The 18,685-nt window shown below is 65.8% G+C and carries 19 protein-coding genes; 10 read left to right on the top strand and 9 right to left on the bottom strand.

Translation table 11 applies throughout. The features are described 5' to 3' along the window. Positions 1–237 precede the first annotated feature (237 nt). The 9 genes from JWP83_RS04100 (at position 238) to JWP83_RS04060 (ending at position 9,501) form a co-directional block, all read left to right on the top strand. Positions 238–555, top strand: a complete 318-nt coding sequence (locus JWP83_RS04100) for a DUF732 domain-containing protein (RefSeq protein ID WP_297726141.1) — start codon at positions 238–240, stop codon at positions 553–555. A 204-nt stretch (positions 556–759) separates the two neighbouring features. After that, positions 760–1,425 carry a TetR family transcriptional regulator gene (locus JWP83_RS04095; RefSeq protein ID WP_297726138.1) on the top strand — a complete coding sequence of 222 codons (666 nt, stop codon included), beginning with the start codon at positions 760–762 and terminating at the stop codon, positions 1,423–1,425. Positions 1,426–1,435: 10 nt separating this feature from the next. Beyond that, positions 1,436–1,630, top strand: coding sequence for a ferredoxin (locus JWP83_RS04090; protein WP_297726135.1), 195 nt, complete (start codon positions 1,436–1,438; stop codon positions 1,628–1,630). 1 nt (position 1,631) lies between these two features. Further along, positions 1,632–2,870 (top strand): cytochrome P450, encoded by a 1,239-nt coding sequence (locus tag JWP83_RS04085; protein WP_297726132.1) that lies wholly within the window; start codon positions 1,632–1,634, stop codon positions 2,868–2,870. Positions 2,871–3,030: 160 nt separating this feature from the next. Continuing rightward, positions 3,031–4,092, top strand: a complete 1,062-nt coding sequence (locus JWP83_RS04080) for an amidohydrolase family protein (protein WP_297726163.1) — start codon at positions 3,031–3,033, stop codon at positions 4,090–4,092. Between the two features lie 10 nt (positions 4,093–4,102). Next, positions 4,103–5,344, top strand: coding sequence for a Xaa-Pro peptidase family protein (locus tag JWP83_RS04075; protein WP_297726129.1), 1,242 nt, complete (start codon positions 4,103–4,105; stop codon positions 5,342–5,344). Then, complete coding sequence (locus JWP83_RS04070; RefSeq protein ID WP_297726126.1) at positions 5,334–6,449, top strand: Xaa-Pro peptidase family protein; 1,116 nt, start codon at positions 5,334–5,336, stop codon at positions 6,447–6,449. Before JWP83_RS04075 ends, JWP83_RS04070 begins: the two co-directional genes overlap by 11 nt. A 78-nt stretch (positions 6,450–6,527) precedes the next feature. Further along, the gene (locus JWP83_RS04065) at positions 6,528–8,963 is read left to right on the top strand and encodes a CoA transferase (RefSeq protein WP_297726124.1); all 2,436 of its coding nucleotides are present in this window, start codon (positions 6,528–6,530) and stop codon (positions 8,961–8,963) included. An 82-nt stretch (positions 8,964–9,045) separates the two neighbouring features. Continuing rightward, on the top strand, positions 9,046–9,501 hold the full coding sequence (locus JWP83_RS04060; protein WP_297726122.1) for a hypothetical protein: 456 nt from the start codon (positions 9,046–9,048) through the stop codon (positions 9,499–9,501). Here JWP83_RS04060 and JWP83_RS04055 read toward each other — a convergent pair. From JWP83_RS04055 to JWP83_RS04040, 4 genes are all read right to left on the bottom strand, one after another. Next, complete coding sequence (locus JWP83_RS04055) at positions 9,498–10,334, bottom strand: SDR family NAD(P)-dependent oxidoreductase (protein ID WP_297726160.1); 837 nt, start codon at positions 10,332–10,334, stop codon at positions 9,498–9,500. The genes JWP83_RS04060 and JWP83_RS04055 overlap by 4 nt on opposite strands. Positions 10,335–10,353: 19 nt before the next feature. Beyond that, entirely contained in the window at positions 10,354–11,205 is an 852-nt protein-coding gene (locus tag JWP83_RS04050; RefSeq protein WP_297726119.1) for a mycofactocin-coupled SDR family oxidoreductase, read from the bottom strand. A 26-nt stretch (positions 11,206–11,231) separates the two neighbouring features. Continuing rightward, entirely contained in the window at positions 11,232–12,434 is a 1,203-nt protein-coding gene (locus JWP83_RS04045; RefSeq protein ID WP_297726117.1) for a cytochrome P450, read from the bottom strand. Positions 12,435–12,637: 203 nt separating this feature from the next. Then, positions 12,638–13,288, bottom strand: a complete 651-nt coding sequence (locus JWP83_RS04040; protein WP_297726115.1) for a TetR/AcrR family transcriptional regulator — start codon at positions 13,286–13,288, stop codon at positions 12,638–12,640. Positions 13,289–13,507: 219 nt separating this feature from the next. Between JWP83_RS04040 and JWP83_RS04035 the strand changes: the two genes are divergently transcribed. Then, positions 13,508–14,695: an acyl-CoA dehydrogenase family protein gene (locus tag JWP83_RS04035; RefSeq protein WP_297726113.1), complete on the top strand. Its 1,188-nt coding sequence runs from the start codon at positions 13,508–13,510 to the stop codon at positions 14,693–14,695. Here JWP83_RS04035 and JWP83_RS04030 read toward each other — a convergent pair. The 5 genes from JWP83_RS04030 to JWP83_RS04010 form a co-directional block, all read right to left on the bottom strand. Then, the gene (locus JWP83_RS04030; RefSeq protein ID WP_297726111.1) at positions 14,692–14,955 is read right to left on the bottom strand and encodes a DUF4190 domain-containing protein; all 264 of its coding nucleotides are present in this window, start codon (positions 14,953–14,955) and stop codon (positions 14,692–14,694) included. The two genes, JWP83_RS04035 and JWP83_RS04030, sit on opposite strands and share 4 nt — an antisense overlap. 215 nt (positions 14,956–15,170) lie before the next feature. Beyond that, the gene (locus JWP83_RS04025) at positions 15,171–15,911 is read right to left on the bottom strand and encodes an acyl-CoA dehydrogenase family protein (RefSeq protein ID WP_297726157.1); all 741 of its coding nucleotides are present in this window, start codon (positions 15,909–15,911) and stop codon (positions 15,171–15,173) included. Positions 15,912–15,962: 51 nt separating this feature from the next. Continuing rightward, entirely contained in the window at positions 15,963–17,051 is a 1,089-nt protein-coding gene (locus JWP83_RS04020; protein ID WP_297726109.1) for an acyl-CoA dehydrogenase family protein, read from the bottom strand. Further along, on the bottom strand, positions 17,048–17,479 hold the full coding sequence (locus JWP83_RS04015; protein ID WP_297726107.1) for a nuclear transport factor 2 family protein: 432 nt from the start codon (positions 17,477–17,479) through the stop codon (positions 17,048–17,050). Before JWP83_RS04015 ends, JWP83_RS04020 begins: the two co-directional genes overlap by 4 nt. Continuing rightward, positions 17,457–18,677 (bottom strand): amidohydrolase family protein, encoded by a 1,221-nt coding sequence (locus JWP83_RS04010; protein ID WP_297726105.1) that lies wholly within the window; start codon positions 18,675–18,677, stop codon positions 17,457–17,459. Before JWP83_RS04010 ends, JWP83_RS04015 begins: the two co-directional genes overlap by 23 nt. Between the last annotated feature and the right edge of the window lie 8 nt (positions 18,678–18,685).

Here is an 18,685-nt window from a genome sequence, read left to right as displayed (position 1 = left end):
GGTGGCGGCGATCACTTGGTCCATCGAGGTGGTGTGAAAGCCGCCGCGGGAGAAGCACGTCCACGCACTGGTGAGGATGTGTTGGCGGCGCTGGGCGCGGGTGTTCTCGCTGAGTCTGGGCACACGCTCATCTTAAACGAACACGATCACTTGCGCTATAGCTGGATCGAGCATACGTTTACCATCAAATGAACACGCATACGTTTGTTTAGAAGGCGAAGGTGTCACAGCGAGGGTATGCACCGCACCGACACCCTGGACTGCCTCACCTGCGTGCGCGGCGAAATCTACCTGGTCACCGACACCGATGAAACACTCATGCGGCCCGGCGACACCGTCATCATCCGCGGCACCAACCACGCCTGGAGCAACCGACAGGGGTTCGGCAACGTTATCTGCTGGCGGCTCTACGGCGGCGAAGCGCCGGGCCAGATCACCGAAATGGTAATCACCAACTCCCGTACCGGTGGCGGTCGGGAACTTACCCGCCAACAGGCCGAAGCCGCGGTGGGCTTTGCCATATCCGACCTATGCCCGGATGCGGCACCGGACTAGACGGCGCCCCTCTGCGCCAACCGTTGTGGCCACCAGTCTTAAGGCGGCGTTCGGCTGGCCGGGTGACTTTCTGGGGTTTACTTCACCTTTCCCGGATCGGACAACAAACAGGGAAATCCACGGCGCCGAACAAGCTGCGTGGCCATCTGGCGAGATTAAATCAAGCGCTTGACTTAATAGCGGTGCGCGCGGTTGACTAGCAGGATGACTACGGCAAGCAGGGCGGTTCGCACCGAACGGGCCAGCTCCACCCAGGAGGCGATCCTGGTGGCGGCCGAGCGTCTGTACGCCGAGCACGGCATGTTCGCGGTGTCGAACCGCCAGGTCAGCGAGGCCGCCGGTCAGGGCAACAACGCCGCGGTGGGCTACCACTTCGGTACCAAGGCCGACCTGGTGCGCGCCATCGAGCAGAAACACCGCGGGCCCGTCGAGCAGCTGCGCGAACAGATGGTGGCCGAGCTGCAGGAGTCGCGTGGCTCCGCCGAGATGCGGGACTGGGTTGCCTGCTTGGTGCGCCCCCTCACCGACCACCTGGCAGAGCTCGGGAACCCCACCTGGTATGCGCGCTTCGCGGCGCAGGCGATGACCGATCCGGCCTACTACAACATCATCGTCAAGGGCGCACTCAGCTCCCCGTCGCTGGTTCGGGTCGTCGAAGGCATCAATGGTTGCCTGCCCAACCTGCCGGCCGAGGTGCGTTTCGAACGCAATGTCATGGCCCGCAACCTGTTGATGCACACCTGCGCCGACCGCGAGCGTGCGCTGGCGGCGGGATCATCGATGCACCAATCGTCTTGGCGGGCGGCCGCTTCCGGCCTTATCGATGCCATCGTGGGCCTGTGGCTGGCGCCCGTGACGCCGGACGAGTGAGTATCTGCTGATGAAAGTGACTGTCGACCAAAACATTTGCGCGTCGTCGGGGAACTGCGTCATGAACGCGGCCGAAGTCTTCGACCAACGCGACGACGACGGCGTGGTCGTCCTGCTCAATCCGAATCCCTCGGCCGAGCAGGCCGAGGGCGCGCGCCGCGCCGCGGCGGCGTGTCCCGCACTGGCCATTCACATCGAGGAATGAGATGTCGGAAACACTGACGCGCACCACCACCGAGGCCGAAATTCCGGAGTATCCGATGGCCAGGCAGGCGAGCTGCCCGTTCGCTCCGCCGCCGGACGTCATGGCGCTCGCTGAAGCCAAGCCGCTGTCCAGAGTTCGGATCTGGGACGGCAGCACACCGTGGCTCGTCACGGGCTACGAGCTGGTGCGGGAGCTGTTCTCCGATTCCCGTGTCAGCGTCGACGACCGCACGCCGGGGTTCCCGCACTGGAACGCGGGCATGTTGTCCACCGTGCACAAGCGCCCGCGATCGGTCTTCACCGCCGACGGCGAGGAGCACACCCGATTCAGGCGGATGCTGTCGAAGCCCTTCACCTTCAAGCGAGTCGAAGGGCTGCGGTCGTCCATCCAGCAGATCACCGATGATCACATCGACGCGATGCTCGCCGGACCGCAGCCCGCCGATGTCGTCACCGCGCTGGCCCTGCCGGTCCCGTCGCTGGTGATCAGTCAGCTGCTGGGGGTGCCGTACGAGGACGCCGACATGTTCCAGCACCACGCCAACGTCGGGCTCGCGCGCTATGCGACGGGGGAGGACACCGTCAAGGGCGCGATGAACCTCAACAAGTACCTCGCCCAGCTGGTCGAGGCCAAGATGGAAAACCCGGCGGAGGACGCGGTATCCGACCTGGCCGAGCGGGTCAACGCGGGGGAACTCAGCGTCAAGGAGGCCGCGCAGTTGGGCACCGGGCTGCTGATCGCCGGGCACGAGACCACCTCGAACATGATCGGGCTGGGAGTGCTTGCGCTGCTGGAAAATCCCGATCAGTTGGCGGTGATCCGCGATGCCGAAGATCCCAAGATCGTCGCCAACGCCGTCGAGGAGCTGCTCCGCTACCTCAGCATCATCCAGAACGGCCAGCGCCGCGTGGCGCTGGAAGACATCTCCATCGCGGGCGAGGTCGTCCGTGCCGGCGAAGGCATCATCATCGACCTGGCCCCCGCGAATTGGGATGCACGAGTCTTCACCGAGCCGGATCGGCTGTACCTGCACCGGTCGGGGGCGGATCGCAACGTCGCATTCGGTTACGGGCGGCACCAGTGCGTGGGCCAGCAGCTCGCTCGCGCGGAGCTGCAAATCGTCTACCGCACGCTGTTCCGGCGCATCCCGACGCTGGCGTTGGCCATCCCGTTCGAGGAGGTGCCGTTCAAACATGACCGGCTGGCCTACGGCGTGTACGAACTGCCGGTGACCTGGTGACCCAACGTGATTACTCTCAAAAAAGCCGATCCCGGATGGAGGGTCAATGATGACGACTCAAACAAGCACCGTTTCGCTCTACCCGCAGGGAGGCTTTGGCGCACCGAAGGATCGCCGCGGGCACGCCACCGGCAGCAATGTGGGCCTGCCGGAGGGGACCGTGGTTTTCTCGGCCGATAACCACATCTCCCTGGCCGCGGACATCTTCTACGAGCGCTTCCCGGACGAGCTCAAGGAAAAGGCGCCGCGGATCTGGTACGAGGATGGCGCGTATCAGGTCGGGCGTAAGGGGCAGTCGTTCCTGCCGGGTGACTTCAGCGCGGTGCTGATGCAATACGACGACCTGCCCGGGGCCGCCAGCACCAACATCGAGGCGCGCATCCAGGAGCTGCACGACGACGGCGTCGAGAAGGAACTGGCCTTCCCCAACGCGGTGCTGGCGCTTTTCCACTACCCGGACAAGAAACTTCGCGAACTGGCATTCCGCATCTACAACGAGTACCTCGCGGAGCTCCAGGAACGCTCGGACGGCCACTTCTACGGGGCCGGACTGATCAACTGGTGGGATCCGCAAGGCACGAGGAAGACCCTGGACGAGCTGAAATCATTGGGGCTCAAGACCTTCCTGATGCCGCTGAATCCCGGCAAGGACGACGACGGCAACCCCATCGACTACTCGAGCACCTCCATGAGGCCCGTGTGGGATGAGATCGAGGCCGCCGGTCTTCCGCTCTCCCACCACATCGGGGAGACCCCACCAAAGAGCCCGTGCGAGTTCAACAGCGTCGTCGTCGGGATGATGATCAACATCGACGGATTTCGGGAGACGTTCTCCAAGTATATCTTTGGCGGTATCCTCGACCAGCATCCCACCTTGCGGATCGGTTGGTTCGAGGGCGGGATCTCCTGGGTTCCCTGGGCGCTGCAGGACGCCGAGCATTTGGTGGCCTCCTATCAGCACATGTTCAACCGGCCGCTGGATCACGACGTGCGCTACTACTGGGACAACCACATGAGCGCATCGTTCATGGTCGATCCCCTGGGACTGGAGCTGATCGACAAGATCGGGATCGACAAGGTGATGTGGTCCAGCGACTACCCGCACAACGAAAGCACATACGGCTACTCGGAGAAATCGCTGGCCGCGGTCGTCGACGCGGTCGGACCGAAGGACGCGGCACGCATCGTCAGCGGCAACGTCACCAAGTTCCTGGGGCTGTAGTGGTCGCACGATGACATCGATTGCGCAAGCTGACGGCGGGCTGGTGATTCCCGAAATACCCGACCTGGTTCGCATGCGCCGTGAGACGGGGGCGCGCCTGCGCTCGGCGATGGCCGAACGCAGCATTGACGCGATGATCCTGCTGGGCAACAACGCGGTGGTCTACGCCACCGGGACCAGCTGGCCGCTGGGCGACGCGGGCCTTTCCTACGTCGAACGGCCGGTGGCGGTGGTTGTCGCCGACGATGAGTCACCGCACCTGTTCCTGCCGTTCCGCGAGGGCGCTTCGCAGGAATCCGGCGTGCCCGCCGATCATCTGCACGGACCCGTCTTCCTCGAATTCGACGAAGGGGTACTGCATTTCGCGCGGGTGGTCTCCGATCTGATTCCGGCCGGGGCGGTGATCGCGGTCGACGAGTGCACCGGTGCCATGTCTCGCGCCGCGAATCTGTTGTTTCCCAACGGCGCGCCCGTGGACGCCGCGGCTGTTGTCAGCGCCGCCAAGGTGATCAAAACCCAGGACGAATTGGCCTGCATGCGTACCGCCATTCGGATCACCGACGAGGCGATGGTCGAAGTCCACAAGGCCTTGGCCCCCGGCATCCGCCAGATCGACCTATCCGCAAGGTTCTTGCGACAGGCCTTCGATCTGGGTGCCACCGCCAGCATGCTCGAACCGATCTGGCAGGTGATGCCGCACAGCAAGGCGGAGGGCGTGTGGACGACGCACGGAGACCTGGCGCTGCCGCTGCTGAGCACCGAGCGTGAACTGGCCGAAGGCGACGTCCTTTGGACCGACGTCAGCATCACCTATAACGGCTACTGCTCGGACTTCGGGCGCACCTGGATCGTCGGGCGGGACCCGACGCCGCGTCAGCAGGCGCAGTTCGACAAATGGTTCGAAATCATGACCGCCGTGCTGGGCGTGGCCCGCGCCGGCGCCACCGCCGGGGATCTCGCCAGGGCCGCCACCGCGGCCAACGGCGGTAGCCGGCCCTGGCTGCCGCATTTCTACCTCGGGCACGGCATCGGCGTTAACGCCGCCGAAATGCCCATGATCGGAACCGATCTCGGCTCCGAGTTCGACGACAACTTCGTCCTGCAGCACGGCATGGTGTTGGTGCTCGAGCCGGTGGTCTGGGAGGACGGCACCGGCGGCTACCGCAGCGAGGAAGTCTTGGTGATCACCGAGGAGGGCTCGACCCGATTGACCGACTACCCCTATGACCCCTATGGCTCCAATGTCAGTTGAAGTCTGCCCTGACGACCGCACGCTGCGGTCGGGGCGCCGGCAGCGGGCGCTGGAGCAGATGGCGGCGCACGATCTCGACATCCTGGTCCTCGGTCGCCAGGCGAACGTCCGCTATGTCACCGGAGCACCGCAGCTGTGGGTGGCCGGAACGCGGCCATTCGGCCCGACCTGCGTTCTGGTTCGCGCGACCGGCGCCATCCACCTCCTCAGCACTTGGGACGAAGGTGTCCCCGACGACATTCCCCACGAGAACCTGTACGGCATCACGTGGAATCCGATGAACACCGTGGCTGCGCTGCAGCGCATCGAGGGCGCGGCCGCGGCGCGGCGCGTCGGAACCGATGCGCTGTCACCGGTTTTCGCGCAACTGCTGCCGACCGCTTTTCCGCATGCCGAGTTGGTCGACGGAGAACTCGCCATGCGTGCCGCCCGCCGCATCAAGACCTCCGAGGAGGTGGCCGCGTTGCGGAACGCGATTGCGGTGGCCGAGTCCGGTCTGGGGGCGGCGGTGTCCGGGCTGCGGCCCGGGGTGGGTGAACAAACGCTGGCCGGTATGCTGCTGGAGGCGGTGGCGGCCGGCGGCGTGAGCACCCCGTCGAATCAGGACGTCGCGTGGGTCACTTCGCGTGAACACCCGTGGCGGCGAGTCGACGGCGACGGTCGCGTTAATGAGGGTGACCTGGTGGCCTTCTCCGCTGGCGTCGTGGCGGGTGGCTACGTCGGCGAGGTGGGACGGACCTGGCCCGTGGGCAGCGTCAGCGCCACCTCCCTCTACCGGCGGTGGGATCGCTTGTGGGCCGCGCTATTAGGGGCATCCCAACCGGGCGCCGCGGCCGACGTCCTCCTGTCCGCCTATCGGGCCGCGGGGGAACCCGAGCCGCCGATGCCGGTGGCCCGGGGCCTGGGCATGGGCTTTGACCCGCCCGTCGTCTCCCAGCACCTGCCCCAAAGCGCGGCCGGCGAACGACTGGAGCCGGGAATGGTTCTGGCCGTGACGGGCTACGTCTGGGAGCAGGGCGTCGGTGCGGTCTTCGGGCGAGAGGCTGTGTTGATCAACGCCGACGGCCCCGAAGTGCTGACTTCTAGCCCACATTGGCGGGGATAACGTGTCTTCCGAACCAGATGGCCCGGTGAAGAAGGTCATCCTATACAAGAAGGACGCCCAGGGGAGGAGAAAGCACTAGTGGCGAAACCCTGGGCCGAATCCCCGCTGGCCGGCTATACGGTGGTCGACCTGTCCACCGGGATTGCGGGTGCTTACTGCACGAAGTTGCTGGCCGACGGCGGCGCCGAGGTCGTCAAAGTCGAGCCGCCAGAAGGCGATCCGCTGCGCTCATGGTCAGCGTCGGGCACGGCGATCCAGCCCGCCGATGACGGCGCGTTGTTCAGCTTCCTTGCCGGCTCTAAGCACAGCGTCGTTGTCGACCCCGAGGCGGGCGACGATCTCGAGCTGATCAATCGGCTCCTGTCATCGGCGGACGCGGCGGTGTGGTCGGCCGGCTCGAAAGTAGCTGAGCACCTGGCCTTTACGCCGAGTGCAATCCACCATCGTCATTCACATCTCACCGTCACCTCGATCACGCCGTTCGGATTGGAGGGCCCCTGGCGCGACCGTGCCGCGACCGAGTTCACGCTGCAGGCGTGGTCGGGCGGAATCATCGGCCTCGGCCGTGGCGAACCGGAGCGCCCGCCTGTGTTTGTGGGCGGTCAGGTCGGCGAGTATCTGGCCGGAGCCTATGCGAGCGCTGCGACCCTGGCGTCGCGATGGCGCCAAATCGGCGGTGCGGCCGGGGAACTTCTGGACCTGTCGATGCTGGAGACACAAATCCTGTGCCTGACTTATTATCCCGTCACCTACTTCGAAATGCTCGGGCGGCCCTGGCGAGACGCCCGGCGGCCGACGGTGCCGGGCGTGGCTCAAGCGAAAGATGGTCTGGTGAACCTCGGGTGTGGGACCGCGCAACAGTGGTTCGATTTGTGCGCGATGGTGGGTCACCCCGAGTGGATTGATGAGGATTCGCCGCTGACGATCACCGAGTCCGCCAATGTCTACGCGGAGGAAATCGGTGCCTGGATGGCGAGCAACTCGGTCGCCGATATCCGTGAACTCGCCACGGCATTCCGCATTCCGAACGGCCCGGTTGCCCACGGTGCGAACATCGCGTCGCTGGACCAGTTTCAGGCGCGCGGTTCCTTCGTGCGCCATCCGCGCGGCGGATTCGTGCAACCCGGCCATCCGTACCGGATGCGCCCGGCGTTGCTGCGGCGTCCACAGCCGGCGCCGCGGCTGGGTGAGCACACCGCGCGTTACCGTGCCGCGCGTGTGACGCCGCGGCCCGCGCCGACGACCTCGGGGCCGGCGGATCGACTGCCGTTCACCGGGCTTCGCGTGTTGGATATGACGACGTTCTGGGCCGGACCCAGCTGCACCCACTTCCTGGCCATGCTCGGCGCCGACGTCATCCACGTGGAATCCACCCGCCGTCCAGACGGCACGCGATTGATCGCGGGCGTGCCGATCACCGAGTCCCAGTGGTGGGAGAAGTCGCCGATCTTCGCGGCGCTGAACACCGACAAGAAGGGCCTGACGCTGGACCTGCAGAGCCCCCGTGGCCGGGAGCTGCTCTGCCGGCTCATCGCGACATGCGACGTGGTCGCGGAAAACTTCACGCCGCGGGTGCTGGACCAGATGGGTTTGGATTTCGCCGCGATCCAATCGATTCGGCCCGACGCGGTGATGTTGCGGATGCCGGGTTTCGGCGTCGACGGCCCGTGGCGCGATAACCCGGCATTCGCCTATGTCATCGAAGCCGCGTCCGGATTGACTTGGCTGACCGGCTACCCCGACCGCACGCCCTATGACCCGTACTCGATCGGTGACCCCAACGCCGGCGTGCATGCGCTCAACGCGCTGTTGCTGGCGCTGGAGCACCGACGACGCACCGGCCAGGGCGTATTCGTCGAAGCGGCGATGGTCGATGCCGCACTGAGCATCTCCGCCGAACAGGTCATCGAGTACTCCGCGTACGGGGCACTGTTAGAGCGCGACGGCAACCGCGGACCAACGGCGGCACCCCAAAACCTCTACCGCACAGCCGACATCGACGAATTCGGCCGGCTCGACAGTTGGGTGGCCATCGCGGTGGCGACCGACGCGCAGTGGGAGAGCTTGCGCGACGCCATCGGATCACCCTCATGGGCAACCGATTCCGCGCTGTCGACGGCGGCGGGGCGGCGCGCGCACCACGACCTCATCGATGAGCGGCTGGCCGCCTGGTGTGAGCACCGCAGTGTGGACGATGTCGTCACGGCGCTCTGGGATGCCGGCGTGCCGGTGGCCAAGGTCATGCAGCCCCATCGCCAAACGGAGCTGGATCAGCTGGCGTTTCGCGGCTTCTTCGAAGAACTCGACCACCCCGTGAACGGCCGCGCCAATCTCAGCACCGTGCCGGTGAGGTTCTCCGGCGGGCCCGGACGATTCCACACGAATCCTGCACCGTTGCTGGGGCAGCACAATCATGAGCTGCTGGCCGAACTGGGCCTGACCGAGTCAGAGATCGCGGATCTGGAAGCCGATGGAGTCATCGGCTGCGCGCCGGCGATGTATGCCGCGAACTGACCGGCGGTAGCGGACTGAGTCGCCCGCCGCGGCGCCGCGGTCGAGACGTCACATTTGTGACTGCTGCGGCGTCTGAAGGGGTATGAACGCACTATTGCATCGAAGCGCATTGGCCCTTTTGGGCGCCGGCGGCGCCGCAACGGGTGTGTGGGCCTACATGGCGCCGCGCCACTGGTATCACAACTTTCCCGGTTTAGGCATGAGCTGGCTCCCGCAACTTGGCCCGTACAACGAGCACTTCGTCAAAGACGTCGGGGCAATGTTTCTGGCAATGGCGGCGGTCACCGCTGTGACGTTTGTCTTGGTCGCCAACCAAGCCCTGGTCCGGGTCACGGCACTCATGTGGCTTGTCTTCAACACACTGCACTGCGTTTACCACCTGTCGATGTTGAAGATGTACAACACCCGGGACGCGACACTGAACGCGATTCTGTTGCCCTTGCTCGTGTTGGTTGCTGCGGCACTGTTCAGGCCGATGCGCGTCAACCGCGCCGGCAACGGAATCCCGTTGCGCGAGGGGCGGATTGACAACCGCTAGTGGGCCCAGCCCTCGGCGGCCTGTTCGTCAAACGTACGGTCGATGCGCTCGAACCGGCGCTTGACGGAGGCGCGCGCCGCCTCGTGTGGCAGGACATATAGGCGATCGGCCAGAATCGCGTCGGCGGTCAGCCGCGCCACGTCGTCGACCCCCAGGCTTTGGTCCTGTGCCGGCAGCGGCCCGAGCGAACCCGTCACGTCGGGCGTCGACGCCAGCCCGTAATCCGCGCCGCGGATTCGTTCCGAGTTGGAGACCAGCTTGGTTTCGACCACCATCGGGCACAGCACCGAAACGCCGATGCCGTTGTCCTTGACCTCGCGGGCCAACGTCTCCGCCAGGGCCACAACGCCGTACTTGGCCACGCCGTACGCGCCGAGGCCCGTGTTGGGAACCAGTCCGGCGAATGACGCGGTGAACGCGATGTGGCCGCCGGTGCCCTGCTCGAGCAATCTCGGCAGGAACGCCTCGACGGCGTGGATCGACCCCCATAGGTCAATATCGATCACCCAGCGCCAGTCCTCGTGTGTCATCTGCGCGATCGGACCCGCGACCACGATGCCGGCGTTGCTGAAGAGGATGTCAACCTGGCCGAGCAGGCGAAAAGCCTCGTCCGCGAGGTGAACCATCTCCTCGAGATGCCGCACGTCGCACATCACGCCGTGCGCGTCAAAATCCTCGCCGCGCAACCGCGCCACGGCCTGTTCCAGCGCGGGCTGATCGACGTCGGCGAGCACGAGCCTGGCCCCGCGGCGGGCAAACTCGGTGGCGGTGGCCAAACCGATGCCACTTGCCCCACCGGTGACAACCGCGGCGCGTCCTCCAAATCCGTCGATCCCATTCACGGACCGGATGCTACTTAAGGCAGCTACCCGCATCGACGGGCAGGGTCACGCCGGTGACATAGCGGGACTCGTCGGAGGCGAAGAAGAGCACCGCGTTGCTGACGTCGATGGGATCGACCCAGGGAATCGGCAGTGTGTGAAACAGCTGGCAGATCGGTGCCATGTCGTCGGGGCCGGGATTCTCCAAGTCCGGTCGGAACATCTTGAACGTTCCCTCGTTGTGCAGCATCGGAGTGCTCACGTGCGTGGGGTGCACCGAGTTGACGCGAATCATGTGCTGCCCCAACTCGACTCCGAAGGCGCGCATCAGCCCGACCACACCGTGCTTGGCGGCGACATAGTGCCCGGTATGCGGGTACGCCTTGAGCCCCCCGACCGAGCTGGTCAGAATGATCGATCCGCCGCGGCCGCCGGCCAGGATGTGCGGGACACCGGCCTTCACCGTTTTCCACACGCCCGACAGGTTGACGTCGATCATTTCCGTCCAGTCCTCTTCGCTGGTTTTGTCCAGCGTTGCACCGCCATTGCCGATGCCCGCGTTGGCGACGATGATGTCCAGCCGGCCCAGCTGCTCCACGCTGCTGTCGACTGCGGCCTTGAGCGCGCCGTAGTCGCGCACGTCGACTTCGGCCGTGACGATCCGGCGGTTGTGGCCCTTGACGAGGTCGGCCGTTTCCGCCAGATCCTCCGGCGTCGACGCCGGGATCGCCGAGCCCTCCACGAGGCCCTCGCGAATGGGCTTGCAGATGTCGACGGCGATGATGTCGGCACCCTCCTGCGCCAGCCGCACCGCGTGGCTGCGGCCCTGACCGCGTGCCGCCCCGGTGATGAAAGCGACTTTGCCTTCAACACGTCCAGCCATGGCTACCACCTCATTTCCCAAATAGCTCAGCGAAGAACAGCCGGCATCGTGTCCCATCCCCGCACGGTGGAAGTGGGGGACAGCTTGGCGGCGACAAGGTCGACGTCCCACTCGGGGAAGCGTTTCAAGATCTCTTCGAGCGCGATGCGGCCCTCGAGGCGAGCCAGCGCCGAGCCGAGGCAGTAGTGGGTGCCGACGCTGAAGGTCAGGTGTTGGTGCGGTTCGCGCCGAATGTCGAAAACGTCTCCGTCCGGCGGGAATTGGCGGTGATCGTGGTTGGCGGCGCCGATGAGTCCCATCATGACGCTGCCCGCGGGCACGCGTTGGTTGTAGTACTCGACATCGTGGGTGACGTACCTGGCGACGTGCGGCGCGGGCGGTTCGAAGCGCAACAACTCCTCGATCGCCGCAGGAATCAACGACCGGTCGGCGACCAATTCACGCCGCTGGTCCGGATGTTCGGCCAGCACCTTGCCGGCCCACCCGATCAGGCGGGTGGTTGTCTCGTTGCCGGCTCCGGAGACCACGCTGATGTAGATGAGGAGTTCGTCACGGGTGAGTCGGCGGACGGTACCCGTCTCGTCCTCGAACTCGGCGTGCAGCAGTTCGGTCATAATGTCGTCGGAGGGATGCTCGGCCCGCCAGTCGATGAATTGGCCGAAGAAGTCGCCCTTCATCATGTGTGCGGCCGAGGCGTCCATCGGTTTGCCCGCTTCGGTGCGCAGATTCGCGTTGGCGCGGTCGCGTGCGGCTTCCTGGTATTCCTCGGGGACGCCCAGCAACATCCCTATCACCCGCATCGGCATCTGCGCCCCGAGGTCGGCGACGAAGTCGAACCGGTCGGCGCCGACCAGCGGATCCAAACTGCGAGCACAGAATTCGCGAATCTTCGGCTCGAGGTCATTGATCTTGCGGGGCGTGAACATCCTCGACAACAACTTGCGGTGCACATCATGGATCGGCGGATCCTCGAACAACACCACGCCCGGCGGGATCGTGATGTTCGCCTTGATCAGCTCGAGTATCGCGCCCTTCGCCGAGCTGAAGGTCTGGTAATCGACCAGCGCGCGGTCGACGTCGTCGAACCGGCTCAGCGCGTAGAAGTCGTGCTCCTCGTTGTAGTACAGCGGCGCTTCCTCGCGCAGCCGCCGGAACATCGGGTAGGGGTCGGCGTTGAGCGCCACGTCGTACGGGTCGAAGTAGATTTCGCTGGCCGCGCTGACTGTCACGGGTAATCAATCGCCTCTCGCCGTAACCGCGTTCCCCCCGGAATCGCGGGCCGTGCCGCCTGTGGCTCTGTCACCACCCGCCAACGGGAGTCAACGACAAATCCGTTTCGGCTACTTGTGGTTCTAGATACTAGAGAACCTGATTCTCATCTGGCAAATGGCGTGCGCTATTTGCTCAGTTCTCTCAAGGCGAACCAGGCGTGCTAGCCGACGAATCCACGTGAGCAGAAGTCCCAGACCTCGTCGGCGGTGATGGGGTGGATCGTCGCATCGTCGGAGCCGCCGCTGGATTGCGCGATGAACATCACGGTCTGCATGGTCATCGCGGCCACCCGCTTCGGATTGACTTCCGCCCGTAGCTCGCCGGCGTCGGCGGCGGCCTCCATGAGCTCGGTGAGCAACGCCAGTAGTGGTGCGTGGGCGATCTTGACCTCGGCCGGATGCGTGACCAGCAAACGTGGGGCAAAGTCGGTGAACAGAGGCCGCTTGGCGGTCGGATCGGGACGTGAAGCCTCGTACAACAGCTCGACGGCGACTTTAAGACGCTCCAGCGCGTCGGTGTGGCTTTCCGTGGCAGCGCGGATCTGTTCGGCGGACCGGCTCAAGGCGTCTTCGAACAGGGCGAGCAGCAGCTCGTGCTTGCCGTCGAACTGCAGGTAGAAGCTCCGCAGCGACTGGCGCGAGCGGTCCACGACCTCCTGGACCGTAAAGTCGGTGCTCCCCTTCTCGATGATGATCGCCTGCGCCGCGTCGAGGAACCGCTGAACGCGCTGCGCCGCGCGCAATTTCGCGGTCTTGATCGACCGCTCGACGGCCCGCTGCTTCCAGGCCGGCTCTTCGCTCGGGCTGGTCACTGGCGGCTCAGACGATTGCCGCGTGGGGAGAACATGATTGGACTCTACCGGAGAACGTCGTGCCATCGGTGCGCTCGACCCCCTACGGACGCCGTGTCGGGAGATTGTAACTTTCTCACGGCGAGAATACTATTCTCTTACACGTGTGTATGGAAGCGTAATCGCAAGAGCGAACCGCGCCGTCTCCGAGAATCCGGAAACCGTCTTTCAGGGAGTGCTGTGCAACTGACCTTTGACTCCGACGTCGAGGCGTTCCGCGCCGAGTTCGTGGCTTTCCTGGACGCGCATCTTCCCTCCGAGGCGGAGACGGTGGAGCGGCCGCGGTCGAGTTCGCACATCCCGGAGTGGGCCCGGCGCTGGCAACGGCTGCTCTTTGATAGCGGGTGGCTGCTGCCCGGCAATCCGCCGGAATTCGGTGGTCGCAACGCCACGCTTTTGCAGCAATACGTGTACTTGGAGGAATTGGGCCGCCGGCGCATCTATCAAAGTTTCAATCCGCAGGGCGTGGGAATCATCGCGGCGTCGTTGATGACGTTTGGCACCCCGGAGCAGAAGCGGCGATGGGCGGTGCCGATTCTGCGGGCCGAGATCACCGCCTCGCTGGGGATGAGCGAACCCGGCGCGGGTTCGGACCTGGCGTCGCTGAAAACGCGGGCGGTGCGCTCCTCGGATTCGCAAGGCGATCACTTCGTGGTCAACGGGCAGAAGGTGTGGACATCGGGCGCTCACGACGCAGACGTGCTGTTGACGTTCGTGCGCACCGATCCGGGCAAGCCGAAACACAAGGGCATCAGCGCGTTGATGATCCCGACCGATACCCCCGGTGTGGTGCGCCGGCCGTTCGCATCAATGTGTGACGGCGATGAAATCGACTTCAACGAGGTGTTTTTCACCGACGCGCGGGTGCCGGCCGAGAATCTGATCGGTCAGCTCGATGAGGGCTGGCGGGTGGCAACCGGTTCGCTGGGCCACGAACGGATCATGCTGTGGATGGGATATGTCGACTTGTTGCACGAGCTGACCGTCGATTTCAGCCCGTCCGGGCCACTTGAGCGGGATCGCTACGCCACCTTGGTGATGGATTCCTATGCGCTGCGGCTGCTGGGGTCGGCGGCCCTGGCGCGCGCAGCCCGCGGGGAAGAGGATGTGCCCGCACAGTCGGTGCTCAAGCTGCTCGGTTCGGAGGCCCTGCAACGCGCCTCCGAGGACGCGCTGAACGCCGCGGGCGCCGAGGGTCTCGTGTACCACGCGGTGACCGCCCCGTTCGCCCCGCTGAACCTCGACAGCCACTACCGCAGCTGGTTCGACCGGTACGCGCGCAGCTTCGCCGCGACCATCGCCGGAGGCACTTCCGAAATCCAGCGGAACATCATCGCCGAACGGGTACTCGGCCTGCCGCGCAATTAGCGGGCGTCCGACCAGGCGTAGTAACCGATCGCGGTGAGCCCCGCCACGATCGACACCGCCCCTAATACCATGCCCGCCATGGCGATTCGGGGATTGTCCGCTTCGCCGCGCTGCACTCGTCTGCGCGCCATATCGCCGGTTATCACCGCCGCTATGCCGAAGGGCACCCCGATCAGAAGCCAGCAGGTGATGAGCGCGACGATGCCCACGAGCAGCGAGGCGACGCCGACCTCGTTTCGGGGCACGTCGGGGTGGCTCATCGGGTCCGATCCGTTGGAGGCCTGACGAGTCTACGCGCAGGCCCCGCGATCCCATCCGTCACAGAAATTCCGGGGTGTGACTTTTTGCCCACCTCACAGCGACAACCGCGCCCGCCCCATGCGCTGCCGGCTTCACAGTCGCTGTGAGGCGGGCGAAAACACGGCGCCGTTCCTGTGGTGACGCAAGTGACCGATGGGCTAAGTCCAGTCGGCCGTTACAGCTGCGCCAGCCGTGGCGCGAAACCTTTGGCTCGCAACATCGTTCCGGCTTCACGGGTCAATTCTCGCGCGCTGCCGAGCAGGCCATCCAAGATCAGCGACCGCTTGACGTGGTGGTGCAGCTGGTGCTCGGCGGTGAAGCCGATGCCACCCAGCACCTGCTGGCAGTGGCGCGCGGCGGTGAGCGCCGCCTGACCGGCGGCGGCCTTGGCCAGCAGGGAAGCCAAGCCGTCGGCGTCCTCCGCGGCGGCGTCCAGGGTCGCCTCGGCGCCCTCGATTGCGACGAGTGTTTCGGCCAACCGGTGCCGGATCGCCTGAAAGGAGCTGATCCGCCGGCCAAATTGAACACGGTCCACGGCATGCTGGCGCGCCAGCGACAGCATCGCGCGGCTGCTGCCGACCAGCCACCAGCCCAGCGCGTGCCTTCCCGCGACGAGCGGCACCGGATCACCCTCTGGTACACGGTGTATCGGCAGCCCGCCCAGCGTCGAGGTGACCTGGTCGTCGCGCTCCCACACCACCCACGAACCCCCGGCGAACGGCAGCGGCGCGGTTCCGCCGGCCGCGCGCCCGGCCGCGCGCAGCACCACGTCGTTGAGCACCGGGGCATGCGCGCCGGTCTCGCCGAGCAGCCGGAACACCAAAGGTATTGCGACGTCCGGTATTTCATCGAGCATGTCGTGCCAGCCGAGGTAGGATAACGCCGCGTCGAGCTTGGCGCCACTCGCGGCGGTCATCGCGGTGCGCAGGGAGTCGGCCAACAACTGCAGTGCCTCGGGGTCCACGACTCACTCCTTGCCGAGGTCGAGCAGCCGGCGGGCGATGATGTTGCGCTGAATCTCGGCGGTTCCGCCATAGATCGTGGCCGCACGCGAGTACAGGTACTCCGACCGCCACGGTGTGTCGTCGAGCTCGAGGGCCCCGGGTAACAGGTCGCGGACGGTGTCGTAGAGCCGTTGCTCGGCGGCGGCCAGCAGCACCTTATCGATGGAGGTGTCCGGCCCCAGGCGCGCACCGTCGCCCAATCGATGCTGGGTGTCACGGGATCGGCAACGCAACGTGTGAAGCGCCAGATAGGCGGCGCCCAGGGCGGATTCGTCGGGGTGATGCGCCTCGCGGATGAGCTCATCGAAGCGTGAGTACAGGTAGGCGATCCGTTGCCAGAAGCACGCGGAGCGTTCATACGGCAGCAGGTCCATCGCCAGCCGCCAGCCGTCGCCCGGTTGGCCAAGCATCCGGCTGGACGGGATCACCACATCGTCGTAGTACACCTCGCAGAATTCGTCGACGCCGTGCATCGTGTGAAGGGGCCGGACGGTGATGCCCGGGGTGTCGAGGTCGACGAAGAACGCGGTGATTCCGTCGTGTCCTGGCGCCGTGCGGGCGAGCAGGACGCACCGTGTCGAGAACTGCGCGAAACTGGTCCAGACCTTCTGCCCGTTGACGATCCAGTTGTCGCCCTGTGGCGTGGCGCGCGTGGTCAGCGACGCCAGGTCGCTGCCGGACCCCGGCTCGGAAAAGCCTTGGCACCATTGCTCGCGGCCGCTCAGCAGCCGGGGCACCATTTCCGCGGCGAGTTCGGCGGGCGCGTAGTCGATCATCGTGGGCGCGAGCACCTCGAGCATCGAGTAGGGACCCGGTTCGGCCAGCCGGCGACCCACCACCTCCTCGCCGACGATCGCGCGAAGCACCGCCGGGCCGCCCAACCCGCCGACTTCTTTCGCCCAGCCGTACCGCATCCAATCGGCGTCATACAGGGCCCGGCTGACGCGGGCGAATTGCTGCATATGGCCCTGCAGCGAGTGGTCGGGTCCGGGCGTCAGGTCATTCTCATCGAGCCACGCGCGCAGGCCCGTCCGGAACTCCTCGACGTTCACGGCGTGGGACGGCCTACGGCGTGCGGGCGTCCGGAGTCGTGCACGCCGCTGCGGCGGATGAACGTCATGGCGCGAGTCTTCAGCCGCCATCCGCCGGCCGTGCGAGCGTAGGTGTCGCGGTAGTAGCCAATCCGCATATCGTGAGTTGCGTGGTCGATGAAGCACAGCGGTTGGGTGCCGCTGGCGGAATCGCCGTCAATGTCGACGAGGGCAGTTCCGGTGAGAAATAAGCCCTTTGGTGCCGCGGCGACCAGCTCCGGAAACCTGTCCAGCCGGTAGGTGTCGCCAAAGGCGCTGTAGGTGCCGTCGGGCGTGAAGACTCCGATGAGGCCGTCGATGTCTTCCTGGGTGATGGTGACCGCGTAGCGGGCGAGCAGCTGCTGAATCTCGACGAGGTCGTCAGTTCTAGTTGGCCGTTCCGTCGACATAGACCTTGCCGCCTTTCATGACAAAACTGACGTTCTGGGTAACGGTTATGTCTTCCAACGGGTTTCCCGGTACGGCGATGATATCGGCGAGCTGGCCCGGGGCGAGCCGTCCCCGGTCGCCTGCGTTGATCAGCTCGGCTGCGGTCACCGTGGCCGCCCGCAGCACCGCCAACGGCGGCAGGCCCCATTCCACCAGGGTGACCAGCTCGTCGGCGTTGCGGCCGTGCGGTATCGCGGGGGCGTCTGTGCCGACCGCGATCTTCACACCGGCTTTGTGGGCGGCCAGGATCGAGGTGCGCGACTTCGGGAACATCTCCGCGGCCTTGGCCTGGAGCTCGGGCGGGGCGTGCGAGACGTCCATGCCCTCCGCCAGACGCCGAGTCGACACCAAATACGTGCCATGCTCGACCATCGTCGCGATCGCCTCGTCGTCGATCAGAAAGCCGTGCTCGATGCAGTCGATGCCGGCGGCGACGGCATGCTTGACCGCATCGGCGCCGTGCGTGTGCGCGGCGACGCGCAGCCCGCGCCGGTGCGCCTCGTCGACGATCGCGCGCAATTCCTCGTCCGAATAATGTTGCGCCCCGGGCGGTCCTGTCAGGGACATCACCCCGCCCGAGCAGCAGACCTTGATCAACTCGGCGCCGTGTTTGATCTGGTAGCGCACCGCCTTGCGGATTTCGTCGATTCCGTTGGCGATGCCCTCTTCGACCGTCAGCTCCAGCACGTGTGGCGCGAACGCGGCGAACATCGTCGGATCCAGATGCCCGCCGGTCGGGGTGATCGCGTGCCCGGCCGGCACCACCCGCGGCCCGTCGATCCAGCCCGCGTCGATGGCCTTGCCCAGCGCGACGTCAAGCAGATAGCCGCCGGTCTTGACGAACAAACCGAGGTTTCGCACCGTGGTGAAGCCCGCGTGCAGCGTGCGGCGGGCATTGCCGACGGCGCGCAGTACGCGCGTCGGCGGGTCGTCCTGAACCTGGGACAGGCCGGGTTTCTCCCCGCGCCCGCCCATCAGGAGGTTGACCTCCATGTCCATCAGCCCGGGCAGCAGGATCCGCTCGCCGAGGTCGATCAGGTCGCCCTGTGCCTCGCCTCCGACTGCCGCGATTCGGTCGCCGTCGATCTGCAGGATGCCGGGCCGCAGGACCTCGCCGGCGTCGACGTCGAGCAGCCCGGCGGCCTTGAGCGTCAGCACAGCGATGA

The sequence above is a fragment of the Mycobacterium sp. genome, from assembly GCF_025965855.1.
In the GTDB taxonomy this organism is placed as follows: domain Bacteria; phylum Actinomycetota; class Actinomycetes; order Mycobacteriales; family Mycobacteriaceae; genus Mycobacterium.
Note: the sequence above shows the minus strand (reverse complement) of the source record. Positions and strands in the feature narration are given on the sequence as shown.

Bases quoted from the DNA above. Each gene is read 5' to 3' on its own strand.
- JWP83_RS04030 (WP_297726111.1), bottom strand. From the start codon at position 14,955: ATGAGCCACCCCGACGTGCCCCGAAACGAGGTCGGCGTCGCCTCGCTG.
- JWP83_RS04090 (WP_297726135.1), top strand. From the start codon at position 1,436: ATGAAAGTGACTGTCGACCAAAACATTTGCGCGTCGTCGGGGAACTGC.
- JWP83_RS04100 (WP_297726141.1), top strand. From the start codon at position 238: ATGCACCGCACCGACACCCTGGACTGCCTCACCTGCGTGCGCGGCGAA.
- JWP83_RS04095 (WP_297726138.1), top strand. From the start codon at position 760: ATGACTACGGCAAGCAGGGCGGTTCGCACCGAACGGGCCAGCTCCACC.
- JWP83_RS04070 (WP_297726126.1), top strand. From the start codon at position 5,334: ATGTCAGTTGAAGTCTGCCCTGACGACCGCACGCTGCGGTCGGGGCGC.
- JWP83_RS04075 (WP_297726129.1), top strand. From the start codon at position 4,103: ATGACATCGATTGCGCAAGCTGACGGCGGGCTGGTGATTCCCGAAATA.
- JWP83_RS04060 (WP_297726122.1), top strand. From the start codon at position 9,046: ATGAACGCACTATTGCATCGAAGCGCATTGGCCCTTTTGGGCGCCGGC.
- JWP83_RS04050 (WP_297726119.1), bottom strand. From the start codon at position 11,205: ATGGCTGGACGTGTTGAAGGCAAAGTCGCTTTCATCACCGGGGCGGCA.
- JWP83_RS04015 (WP_297726107.1), bottom strand. From the start codon at position 17,479: ATGTCGACGGAACGGCCAACTAGAACTGACGACCTCGTCGAGATTCAG.
- JWP83_RS04085 (WP_297726132.1), top strand. From the start codon at position 1,632: ATGTCGGAAACACTGACGCGCACCACCACCGAGGCCGAAATTCCGGAG.
- JWP83_RS04025 (WP_297726157.1), bottom strand. From the start codon at position 15,911: ATGACCGCCGCGAGTGGCGCCAAGCTCGACGCGGCGTTATCCTACCTC.